This window comes from Pseudomonas alcaligenes (assembly GCF_041729615.1).
Taxonomy (GTDB): domain Bacteria; phylum Pseudomonadota; class Gammaproteobacteria; order Pseudomonadales; family Pseudomonadaceae; genus Aquipseudomonas; species Aquipseudomonas alcaligenes_B.
In genome coordinates this window covers 1,447,766-1,459,232 of the sequence record NZ_CP154874.1, presented here as the reverse complement: position 1 = coordinate 1,459,232, position 11,467 = coordinate 1,447,766, and the positions used below count along the sequence as shown (strand labels likewise).

The 11,467-nt window shown below is 63.3% G+C and carries 10 protein-coding genes and 2 tRNA genes; 11 read left to right on the top strand and 1 reads right to left on the bottom strand.

What is annotated here, in order from left to right; translation table 11 throughout:
- Positions 1–3 precede the first annotated feature (3 nt).
- Positions 4–405 (top strand): DUF4149 domain-containing protein, encoded by a 402-nt coding sequence (locus tag AAG092_RS07080; RefSeq protein WP_373389566.1) that lies wholly within the window; start codon positions 4–6, stop codon positions 403–405.
- Between the two features lie 12 nt (positions 406–417).
- Here the strand turns inward: AAG092_RS07080 and yhbY are convergent, their stop codons facing one another.
- A complete protein-coding gene (gene yhbY / locus AAG092_RS07075) occupies positions 418–729 on the bottom strand; it encodes a ribosome assembly RNA-binding protein YhbY (RefSeq protein WP_110680896.1) in 312 nt (103 codons plus the stop codon).
- Positions 730–1,224: 495 nt separating this feature from the next.
- Here yhbY and ftsH point away from each other — a divergent pair, with 495 nt between their 5' ends.
- From ftsH to infB, 10 genes are all read left to right on the top strand, one after another.
- A complete protein-coding gene (gene ftsH, locus AAG092_RS07070) occupies positions 1,225–3,129 on the top strand; it encodes an ATP-dependent zinc metalloprotease FtsH (RefSeq protein WP_110680897.1) in 1,905 nt (634 codons plus the stop codon).
- A 9-nt stretch (positions 3,130–3,138) separates the two neighbouring features.
- Complete coding sequence (gene folP / locus AAG092_RS07065; protein ID WP_373389120.1) at positions 3,139–3,990, top strand: dihydropteroate synthase; 852 nt, start codon at positions 3,139–3,141, stop codon at positions 3,988–3,990.
- Between the two features lie 15 nt (positions 3,991–4,005).
- Positions 4,006–5,343 (top strand): phosphoglucosamine mutase, encoded by a 1,338-nt coding sequence (glmM, locus tag AAG092_RS07060; RefSeq protein WP_373389118.1) that lies wholly within the window; start codon positions 4,006–4,008, stop codon positions 5,341–5,343.
- Positions 5,344–5,408: 65 nt separating this feature from the next.
- Positions 5,409–6,164 (top strand): triose-phosphate isomerase, encoded by a 756-nt coding sequence (gene tpiA / locus AAG092_RS07055; RefSeq protein WP_373389117.1) that lies wholly within the window; start codon positions 5,409–5,411, stop codon positions 6,162–6,164.
- Positions 6,165–6,168: 4 nt separating this feature from the next.
- Positions 6,169–6,549, top strand: a complete 381-nt coding sequence (gene secG / locus AAG092_RS07050) for a preprotein translocase subunit SecG (protein WP_110680901.1) — start codon at positions 6,169–6,171, stop codon at positions 6,547–6,549.
- A gap of 10 nt (positions 6,550–6,559) precedes the next feature.
- Positions 6,560–6,645: transfer RNA gene (locus AAG092_RS07045), tRNA-Leu, on the top strand.
- 94 nt (positions 6,646–6,739) lie between these two features.
- Positions 6,740–6,814: transfer RNA gene (locus tag AAG092_RS07040), tRNA-Val, on the top strand.
- Positions 6,815–6,943: 129 nt separating this feature from the next.
- Entirely contained in the window at positions 6,944–7,402 is a 459-nt protein-coding gene (gene rimP / locus AAG092_RS07035) for a ribosome maturation factor RimP (protein ID WP_110680902.1), read from the top strand.
- 47 nt (positions 7,403–7,449) lie between these two features.
- A complete protein-coding gene (gene nusA / locus AAG092_RS07030; RefSeq protein ID WP_110680903.1) occupies positions 7,450–8,931 on the top strand; it encodes a transcription termination factor NusA in 1,482 nt (493 codons plus the stop codon).
- A 27-nt stretch (positions 8,932–8,958) separates the two neighbouring features.
- Positions 8,959–11,460, top strand: a complete 2,502-nt coding sequence (gene infB / locus AAG092_RS07025; protein ID WP_110680904.1) for a translation initiation factor IF-2 — start codon at positions 8,959–8,961, stop codon at positions 11,458–11,460.
- The last annotated feature ends 7 nt before the right edge of the window (positions 11,461–11,467 follow it).

Below are 11,467 nucleotides of genomic sequence, written 5' to 3'. Positions count from 1 at the left end.
CCGCTGCGTGCTGGCAGCATCAGTTGGCAGCTGGCCCAGACCTTCTGGGTCGGCGGCCTCTGGCTGCTGCATTTCGTCATGCTGCCGGCGCTGGAAAAGCTGGGGCTGGCGCCGCTGCTGATCGCCGAGATCAGCAGCGTGCTGGCGCCGCTGTTGATCGGCTTCGCCGCCTTCTGCGCGCTGTTGCAGGGCATGGTGCTGGCTCAGGCCGAGGGGCTGCCCAGCCTGTGGCGCGACATGCGCGGTCAGCTGTTGCTGGTGGTGCTGGGCATGGCTGCGGCCTTCTTCGTCGTGCGCCACTGGCTGCCGGATGCCCAGCGCTGGCTGCAGTTCAACTACCTGGTGCTGGCTCTGTGCGGCCTGGTGCTGGTGCTGCAACCGCTGCCGGGGCAGCGGAGCGAGTAGGGCGGGTCGCTATCAGGCCTGATAGCGATGGATGTTCGACAGGTTCTTGTTCGGCTTGGGGTTCTTGCGGTAGATCAGGGCCATCTTGCCGATCACCTGGACCAGCTCGCAGCGGCTGACGGCGGCCAGTTCGTCGATCAGGGCGCGGCGATCATCGCGCTCGGTCAGGCGGAACTGCACCTTGATCAGCTCGTGATCATTGAGTGCGCGCTCCAGTTCGGCCAGCACGCCTTCGGTCAGGCCGTTCTCGGCCACGATCAATACCGGTTTCAGGTGGTGACCGATAGATTTGAAGTGTTTCTTCTGTTCGTTGGTAAGCGCCATAATCTGACCCTGTTGCTATGGAAGTCGGCCCTGCTGGACGGGTTGGCCCTAGCCATTGACCATCCTGTTGCCGGTGCGCCGGCCGAAAACCCCATAGTTTACCCGAGCCGGCACGGCTACGCCCGTTTCTATTCGGGGCGGGAATGTGGCATTGGTGAGGGTGCATTGCGTCGCTATGCGGAGCCTGTGGGCCTTGTGATTTGCAGCATGGCCCCAATATGAGTGCGGTGAGGGTTTCCGCTCGTCGCGTGGCTGTTCTGCGGGATGCGGGGGCGAGCTGCCGCGGTACTCGGTTGGCCTGGGTTTTCCAGGGCGCCTAGACTGGAACCGCTGGCTTGCCGGACGGGTCCGATGATCGAGGTCTCATAAAGGGTTACAGACGGTCCCTGCCTGCCGCGGCGGGTTGTGTAGTAAGTTAGGTTGGTAATCCACCAGCCGTCATGTGAAGCGTGTTTCAGGACGGGGCTCGTTTCCGAGGGTAGCGAATTGAACGACATGGCAAAGAACCTGATCCTGTGGCTGATCATCGCAGCCGTCCTGGTCACGGTGATGAACAACTTCTCCAGCCCGAGCGAAGCCGGCAAGCTGAACTATTCCGAGTTCATCCAGCAGGTCCAGGAAGGCAAGGTCCGGCAGGTCACTGTCGATGGCTACATCATCAGCGGCAAGAATCTCGATGGCACCACCTTCGAGACCGTGCGTCCGGCTATCGAGGACCGTGGCCTGATCAAGGACCTGATCGACAACAACGTCGAGATCGTCGGCAAGCAGCCGGAGCGCCAGAGCATCTGGACCCAGCTGCTGGTCGCCAGCTTCCCGATCCTGGTGATCATCGCCGTGTTCATGTTCTTCATGCGCCAGATGCAGGGCGGCGGCGGTGGTCGTGGCGGCCCGATGAGCTTCGGCAAGTCCAAGGCGCGCCTGCTCTCCGAAGATCAGGTCAAGACCACCCTGGCCGACGTCGCCGGTTGTGACGAGGCCAAGGAAGAAGTCGGCGAGCTGGTCGAGTTCCTGCGTGATCCCGGCAAGTTCCAGCGCCTCGGCGGGCGCATCCCGCGCGGCGTGCTGATGGTCGGTCCGCCCGGTACCGGCAAGACTCTGCTGGCCAAGGCCATCGCCGGTGAGGCCAAGGTGCCGTTCTTCACCATTTCCGGTTCCGACTTCGTCGAGATGTTCGTCGGTGTCGGCGCCTCCCGCGTGCGCGACATGTTCGAGCAGGCCAAGAAGCATGCGCCCTGCATCATCTTCATCGACGAGATCGATGCCGTCGGTCGCCATCGTGGCGCCGGTCTGGGCGGTGGTCACGACGAGCGCGAGCAGACCCTCAACCAGCTGCTGGTGGAGATGGACGGCTTCGAGATGAACGATGGCATCATCGTCATCGCAGCCACCAACCGTCCGGACGTGCTGGACCCCGCGCTGCTGCGTCCGGGCCGCTTCGACCGCCAGGTGGTGGTTGGCCTGCCGGACATCCGTGGTCGCGAGCAGATCCTGAAAGTGCACATGCGCAAGGTGCCGGTGGGCGACAACGTCGAGCCGGCCGTGATTGCCCGCGGTACCCCGGGCTTCTCCGGCGCCGACCTGGCCAACCTGGTCAACGAGGCTTCGCTGTTCGCCGCCCGTGCCAGCAAGCGCCTGGTGGAAATGAAGGAGTTCGAGCTGGCCAAGGACAAGATCATGATGGGCGCCGAGCGCAAATCCATGGTCATGTCCGAGAAGGAGAAGCTCAACACCGCCTACCACGAGGCCGGCCATGCCATTGTCGGGCGCCTGGTGCCCGAGCATGATCCGGTCTACAAGGTGTCGATCATTCCGCGCGGCCGCGCTCTGGGCGTGACCATGTTCCTGCCGGAAGAGGATCGCTACAGCCTGTCCAAGCGCGCCCTGACCAGCCAGATATGCTCGCTGTTCGGCGGTCGTATTGCCGAGGAGATGACCCTGGGCTTCGATGGCGTCACCACCGGCGCCTCCAACGACATCATGCGCGCCACGCGTCTGGCGCGGAACATGGTGACCAAGTGGGGTCTGTCCGAGAAGCTCGGTCCGCTGATGTACGCGGAGGAGGAGGGTGAGGTATTCCTCGGTCGCAGCGCCGGCAGTCAGCACGCCAACGTTTCCGGCGAGACCGCCAAGGCCATCGACGAGGAGGTGCGCAGCATCATCGATGGCTGCTACGGTACTGCCAAGCGCCTGCTGGAAGAGAATCGCGACAAGCTCGACATGATGGCCGACGCGCTGATGAAGTACGAAACCATCGACGCCGACCAGATCGACGACATCATGGCTGGTCGTACTCCGCGCGAGCCGCGTGACTGGCAGGGTGGTTCCGGGACTCCGGCATCCAAGGAGCAGGCCGAGCGCCCGGAGACCCCGATCGGCGGCCCGGCGGGTGAGCACTAAGGCCCGCACATGATTCTTCCGCAGTACCCGCTCCGGCTGCCCTGTGGCAGCCGGATGCTCGATCTGGCCCAGCCTCAGGTGATGGGCATCCTCAACGTCACTCCCGACTCCTTTTCCGATGGTGGCCGTTTCGCTGCGCGTGACGCTGCCTTGCGTCATGCCGCCGCGATGGTGGCGGCTGGTGCCACCCTGATCGATGTAGGGGGCGAGTCAACCCGTCCCGGTGCGCGGCCGGTCTCCCCTGTCGAGGAGCTCGAGCGGGTGGCACCGGTGGTCGAGGCCATCGCTGCCGAGCTGGACGTGATCATCTCCCTCGATACTTCGACTCCTGCTGTCATGCGTGAGGGGGCTCGTCTTGGTGCGGGCCTGATCAACGACGTGCGTTCACTGCGTCGTGATGGCGCCCTGGAAGCCGCGGCCGACACCGGGTTGCCGGTCTGCTTGATGCACATGCTGGGTGAGCCGGGCAACATGCAGCAGAATCCGCAGTATCAGGATGTGGTGGGCGAGGTGCGCGATTTCCTGGCTCAGCGCATGGTCGAGTGCGCCGCTGCCGGCATCCCTGCGGAACGACTGGTTCTCGATCCGGGCTTCGGTTTTGCCAAGACGCTCGGGCACAATCTGAGCCTGTTCAAGCATCTGGAGGCGCTGCACGAGCTGGGGCGGCCGTTGCTGGTCGGAGTTTCGCGCAAGAGTATGATCGGCCAGGCGCTTGGGCGCGAGGTGCACGATCGATTGGCTGGTGGCCTCGCCCTTGCCGCACTGGCAGTGGTGAAGGGGGCCTGTATCCTGCGGGTTCACGATGTCGCCGAAACGGTCGATGCGGTACGCATGGTCGCCGCCGTGCAGGCAGCAGAATAGGAAATTGGAGTGACTATGGGCAGAAAGTATTTCGGCACCGACGGTATTCGCGGTCATGTCGGCCAGTTTCCCATCACGCCCGAGTTCATTCTCAAGCTGGGATGGGCGGCCGGCATGGCTTTTCGCAAGCAGGGTAAATGCCGCATTCTGATCGGCAAGGACACGCGGATTTCCGGTTACATGTTCGAGTCGGCCCTGGAGGCAGGCCTGGTTGCGGCTGGTGCGGATGTGATGCTCCTGGGGCCGATGCCGACGCCGGCCATCGCCTACCTGACTCGTACCTTTCAGGCCGAGGCCGGTATCGTCATCAGCGCCTCGCACAATCCGCATCATGACAACGGTTTCAAGTTCTTCTCCGGCAAGGGTAAAAAACTGCCGGACGAGATCGAGCTGATGATCGAGGAGTTGCTCGACCAACCGATGACGGTGGTGGAGTCCGAGCAGCTCGGCAAGGTCTCGCGCATCAACGATGCGGCGGGTCGCTACATCGAGTTCTGCAAGAGCAGCGTGCCGAGCAGCACCAGTTTCGCCGGGCTCAAGCTGGTCATCGACTGCGCCCATGGCGCCACCTACAAGGTTGCGCCCAGCGTGTTTCGCGAGCTGGGCGCCCAGGTTTCCGTGCTCTCTGCGCAGCCCAATGGGCTAAACATCAACGATAACTGCGGTTCGACGCACGTCGAGGCACTGCAGGCTGAAGTGCTGGCGCAGCAGGCGGATCTGGGTATCGCCTTTGACGGCGATGGCGATCGCGTGCTGATGGTCGACCATACCGGTGCTGCCGTGGATGGCGATGAGCTGCTCTACATCATCGCGCGCGATCTGCTGGAGCGCGGCAAGCTGCAGGGCGGGGTGGTCGGAACGTTGATGAGCAACCTTGGCCTGGAGCTGGCCCTGGTCGAGCTGGGCATCCCCTTTGTGCGCGCCAAGGTTGGCGATCGTTATGTGATGGCCGAGCTGCAGGAGCGCGACTGGCAGCTGGGTGGCGAGAACTCGGGGCATCTGGTGTGCTGCCAGCACACCACCACGGGGGATGCGATCATCGCTGCGCTGCAGGTGCTGATGGCGCTCAAGCGTGCCGATGTGAATCTGGCGCAGGCCCGGCAGGCACTGCGCAAGTGTCCTCAGGTATTGATCAATGTTCGCCTGAATGGCTCGGTCGACCCGGTCGAACATCCGGCGGTGCAGGAAGCCTGCGCGCGCGTGACCGAGCGCATGGCTGGGCGTGGTCGTGTGTTGCTGCGCAAGTCCGGAACCGAACCGCTGGTGCGAGTAATGGTCGAGGGTGACGACGAGCGACAGGTGCGTGCCTATGCTGAGGAGCTGGCCAAGGTAGTTGCCGAGGTTTGTGCCTGAATCGGCTTGCGAGGGTGGAGGCTCTTGGGTAACATCTGCGCCCACTTTGAACGACGAGGTTCGGCATGCGTCGCCCCCTGGTAGCTGGTAACTGGAAAATGCACGGTACCCGCGCCAGCGTCGCAGAGCTGATCAAGGGTTTGCGCCAGCTGGCGCTGCCGACAGGTGTTGAGGTCGCGGTAATGCCCCCCTGTCTGTATATCGGTCAGGTGCTGGTCGGTCTCGAAGGCAAGGCAATCGCGGTTGGTGCGCAGAATTCTGCGGTCGAGCCTATGCAGGGTGCCCTGACTGGAGAGATTGCGCCGAGTCAGCTGGCCGATGCGGGCTGCAGCATGGTGTTGGTTGGTCACTCCGAACGTCGTCTGGTTCTTGGCGAGCGCGATGATCAGGTGGCGCGTAAGTTTGCGGCGGCCCAATCCTGTGGGTTGGTACCCGTGCTGTGTGTGGGGGAGACGCTGGAGCAGCGGCAGTCCGGCCAGACTCTGGCGGTGGTGTCTGCCCAGCTGGGTAGTGTCATCGATGAGTTGGGCGTTGGGGCGTTTGCCAGTGCCGTAGTGGCTTACGAGCCGGTCTGGGCCATAGGCACCGGACTGACCGCCTCCCCGCAGCAGGCGCAGGAAGTGCATGCGGCAATTCGCGCACAGCTAGCTGCCGAAAGTGCTGAAGTGGCGCGCGGTTTGAGGATTCTGTATGGCGGCAGTGTGAAGGCTGCCAATGCTGCCGAGCTGTTCGGCATGCCGGATATCGATGGGGGGCTCATTGGTGGAGCCTCCTTGAATGCGGATGAGTTCGGTGCGATCTGTCGCGCTGCAGGAAACTGAGAAAATGCTGGAAACCATCGTTGTTGTGTTGCATCTGTTGGTGGCTCTCGGGGTCGTCGGTTTCGTGCTGATCCAGCAGGGCAAGGGTGCCGATGCGGGTGCATCCTTCGGTGCCGGTGCGTCGGCCACCGTGTTCGGTAGCCAAGGTTCCGCTACCTTTCTGAGTCGCTTTACTGCTATACTCGCTACGGTTTTTTTCATTACCAGCTTGGGCTTAGCGTATTTTGCTAAAGAAAAAGCTGATATGCTGACGCAAGAAGGTCTGCCGGATCCGGCGGTTCTCGAGGTGCAGCAGAAGCCGGCCGTCGAAGACGTTCCGGTGCTCGAAGAGCAGAAGACGGCAGTCGAACAGGCTGATGTTCCGCAGGCTCCGGAGCAGAAGTAATACCCTCTTTGCCGAGGTGGTGGAATTGGTAGACACGCTACCTTGAGGTGGTAGTGGCCATAGGCTGTAGGGGTTCGAGTCCCCTCCTCGGTACCATACAAGACAGAGCCCGCTTTCGCGGGCTCTGTCGTTTCCAGGGCGTTGGTTGACCCTGTGGGTCATGATCCGTATACTTCTGGCCCAGCTTTGGCGCGGGGTGGAGCAGTCTGGTAGCTCGTCGGATTCACTATCCGAAGGTCGTTGGTTCATCCAGCCCCCGCAACCAGTAGTAGTGAAGCCCCTTTTCAGGGGCTTTTTGCTAGCTGGACAGTCCGCCGCCGACTCTGGTCGGGCGGCACGATGGATGGGCGTTTCGCCCATTTTTTATTTCTACGACATGCGCGGAGGGCTTCGGGTGTCGAGCAAGCTGGAACAGTTGCAGGCCATGCTGGCCCCGGTGGTCGAGTCTCTCGGCTACCAGTGCTGGGGGATCGAGTTCATTTCCCAGGGGCGGCATTCGTTGCTGCGTGTGTATATCGATCGCGAAGGCGGCATTCTGGTAGACGACTGCGAGGTGGTTAGTCGCCAGGTCAGTGCTGTGCTGGATGTCGAGGATCCGATCAGCAGTGAGTACACCCTGGAGGTGTCGTCGCCGGGCATGGATCGGCCGCTGTTCACTCTCGAGCAGTTCGCCCAGCATGCCGGAGAGCAGGTGAAGATCAAGCTGCGTTCGCCCTTCGACGGGCGGCGCAATTTCCAGGGCCTCCTCCGCGGAGTGGAGGAGCAGGACGTGGTGGTGCTGGTGGATGACCACGAATTCCTGTTGCCGATCGATCTGATCGACAAGGCCAATATTATCCCCCGTTTTGACTGAGACGCGGATCCCGCGGGTCCAATGGATTGCGAAAGGCGAGGCGTACGATGAGTAAAGAAGTACTGCTGGTTGTAGAGTCGGTATCCAACGAAAAAGGCGTACCGGCCGGTGTGATTTTCGAGGCACTGGAACTGGCGCTGGCGACAGCGACCAAGAAACGTTTCGATGACGAGGTCGAGCTGCGCGTGGCGATCAATCGTCATAACGGCAGCTATGAGACTTTCCGCTGCTGGACCGTGGTCGAGGAAGACGATCTGGAGAACCCGGCGGCCCAGCTGACCGTGGAGCAGGCCCAGGAGCGTCAGCCCGGCGCCAAGGTCGGCGATGTCATCGAGGAGCCTGTCGAGTCCATCGAGTTCGGCCGCATCGCCGCGCAAACCGCCAAGCAGGTGATCGTGCAGAAAGTGCGCGAGGCCGAGCGTGCCCAGGTGGTCGATGCCTACCGCGAGCGCGTCGGCGAGATCATCTCCGGCACCGTGAAGAAGGTCACCCGCGACAGCGTGATCGTCGACCTGGGCAATAACGCCGAGGCTCTGCTGGCCCGCGAGGACATCATCCCGCGCGAAACCTTCCGTGTCGGCGCCCGCGTGCGCGCCCTGCTCAAGGAGATCCGCACCGAGAACCGCGGTCCGCAGCTGATCCTGTCGCGCACTGCGCCGCAGATGCTGATCGAGCTGTTCACCATCGAGGTTCCGGAAATCGCCGAAGGTCTGATCGAAGTGATGGCCGCCGCTCGTGACCCGGGTTCGCGCGCCAAGATCGCCGTGCGCTCCAAGGACAAGCGTATCGATCCGCAGGGCGCCTGCATCGGCATGCGTGGCTCGCGCGTACAGGCCGTTTCCGGCGAGATCGGTGGCGAGCGCGTAGACATCGTGCTGTGGGATGAGAACGTCGCCCAGTTCGTGATCAACGCCATGGCTCCGGCCGAAGTGGCGGCGATCATCGTCGACGAAGATGCCCATGCCATGGACATCGCCGTGGCCGAGGACAACCTGGCCCAGGCCATCGGTCGCGGTGGCCAGAACGTGCGCCTGGCCAGTCAGCTTACGGGCTGGACCCTGAACGTGATGACCGAGGCCGACATCCAGGCCAAGCAGCAGGCCGAGACTGGCGACATCCTGCAGCGCTTCGTCGAAGAGCTGGATGTCGACGAGGAGCTGGCCCAGGTACTGGTCGAGGAAGGCTTCACCAGCCTGGAAGAGATCGCCTACGTGCCGATGGAGGAGATGCTTAGCATCGACGGTTTCGACGAGGACATCGTCAACGAACTGCGTGCTCGTGCCAAGGATCGTCTGCTGACCAAGGCCATCGCCAACGAAGAGAAACTGGCCGATGCGCAACCGGCCGAAGACCTGCTGTCCCTGGACGGCATGGACAAGACCCTGGCCCAGGAACTGGCGGTGCGTGGTGTGGTTACCCGCGAAGACCTGGCCGAGCAGTCGATCGACGACCTGCTCGACATCGACGGCATCGACGAAGAGCGTGCCGGCAAGCTGATCATGGCCGCCCGAGCCCATTGGTTCGAGTAAGCGGTTGCGGCCTGAGGAGAGAAATGCATGACGCAAGTCACGGTGAAAGAACTGGCCCAAGTGGTCGACACACCGGTGGAGCGCCTGCTGCAGCAGATGCGTGAGGCGGGACTGCCGCACACCAGTGCCGAGCAAGTGGTGACCGATAACGAGAAGCAGGCCCTGCTGGCCCATCTGAAGAGCAGCCACGGCGAGAAGCTGGAAGAGCCGCGCAAGATCACCCTGCAGCGCAAGACCACCACCACCCTGAAGGTTGCCGGTAGCAAGACCATCAGCGTGGAAGTGCGCAAGAAGAAGACCTACGTCAAACGCAGCCCGGCCGAAATCGAGGCCGAGAAGCAGCGCGAGCTGGAAGAGCAGCGTGCCGCCGAAGAGGCCGCGCGCCTGAAGGCCGAGGAAGAGGCGCGCAAACAGGCCGAGGCGGAAGCCCGCAAGCAGCAGGATGCAGCTGCCCTGGCCGCTGTTGCGCCTGCTGCGGGCGTTGATGCGCCGGCCCCCGCCGTGGTGGTCAACGAAACCGCTGCTGCGGCCGTGGAGCGCAAGAAGGAAGAGGCGCGTCGCGCCGAGAAGGACAAGCCTGTGCGCAGCGACGATGACGAGCGCCGCGACCGCAAGCATGCTCAGCACCGTCCGACCCTGAAAGACAAGGCACCGGCTCCGCGTGTCGCTCCGCGTAGCACCGACGAGGAAGTCGATGACTTCCGTCGTGGCCGTGGCGGCCGGATGAAGCCGAAGAAGCGTAATCAGCACGGGTTCCAGAGCCCGACAGGACCTATAGTGCGCGAAGTTGCGATCGGCGAGACCATTACCGTTGCCGAGCTGGCCGCCCAGATGTCGGTCAAGGGCGCCGAAGTGGTCAAGTTCATGTTCAAGATGGGCTCCCCGGTGACCATCAACCAGGTCCTGGACCAGGAGACCGCGCAGCTGGTCGCCGAGGAAATGGGCCACAAGGTCAAGCTGGTCAGCGAGAACGCCCTCGAAGAGCAGCTGGCCGAGTCGCTGAAGTTCGAAGGCGAGGCTTTCTCCCGTGCGCCGGTGGTGACCGTGATGGGTCACGTCGACCACGGCAAGACCTCCCTGCTCGACTACATCCGTCGCGCCAAGGTGGCCGCGGGCGAAGCCGGCGGTATCACCCAGCACATCGGTGCCTATCACGTGGAAACCGACCGCGGCATGGTCACCTTCCTCGACACCCCCGGCCACGCCGCGTTCACCGCCATGCGTGCCCGTGGTGCCAAGGCCACCGACATCGTCATCCTGGTGGTGGCGGCTGACGACGGCGTGATGCCGCAGACCCAGGAAGCGGTGCAGCACGCGAAAGCGGCTGGCGTGCCGATCGTGGTTGCGGTGAACAAGATGGACAAGCCGGAAGCCAACCCGGACAACATCAAGAACGGCCTGGCCGCGCTGGATGTGATCCCGGAAGAGTGGGGCGGCGATACCCCGTTCGTGCCCGTTTCGGCCAAGGCCGGTACCGGCGTCGACGAGCTGTTGGAGGCAGTGCTGCTGCAGGCCGAGATGCTCGAGCTGAAAGCCACTCCGGCGGCCCCGGGCCGCGGCGTGGTGGTCGAATCGCGCCTGGACAAGGGCCGCGGCCCGGTGGCCACCGTGCTGGTGCAGGACGGTACCCTGCGCCAGGGCGACATGGTGCTGGTCGGCGTCAACTACGGCCGCGTGCGCGCCATGCTCGACGAGAACGGCAAGACCATCAAGGAAGCCGGTCCGTCCATCCCGGTCGAGATCCTCGGCCTGGACGGCACCCCGGATGCCGGTGACGAAATGATGGTGGTGGCTGACGAGAAGAAGGCCCGCGAAGTCGCCCTGTTCCGCCAGGGCAAGTTCCGCGAGGTCAAGCTCGCCCGCCAGCACAGCTCGAAGCTGGAGAACATCTTCGAGACCATGGGCCAGGACGAGAAGAAGACCCTCAACATCGTGCTCAAGTCCGATGTGCGTGGCTCCCTCGAGGCCCTGCAGGGTGCCCTGGCCGACCTCGGCAACGAGGAAGTCCAGGTGCGCGTGATCGGTGGCGGCGTCGGTGGTATCACCGAGTCCGATGCCAACCTGGCGCTGGCCTCCAATGCCGTGCTGTTCGGCTTCAACGTGCGTGCCGATGCCGGTGCGCGCAAGATCGTCGAGCAGGAAGGCATCGACCTGCGCTACTACAACGTCATCTACGACATCATCGAGGACGTCAAGAAGGCGCTCACCGGTATGCTCGGCAGCGACGTGCGCGAGAACATCCTGGGCACCGCCGAGGTGCGCGACGTGTTCCGTTCGCCGAAGTTCGGCGCCATCGCCGGCTGCATGGTCATCGAGGGCACCGTCTACCGCAACCGTCCGATCCGCGTGCTGCGCGACGACGTGGTGATCTTCGAAGGCGAGCTGGAATCCCTGCGTCGCTTCAAGGACGACGTCGCCGAAGTGCGTAACGGCATGGAGTGCGGTATCGGCGTGAAGAGCTACAACGACGTCAAGGTCGGGGACAAGATCGAGGTGTTCGAGAAGGTCCAGGTGGCTCGTACGCTCTAAGCGCGAG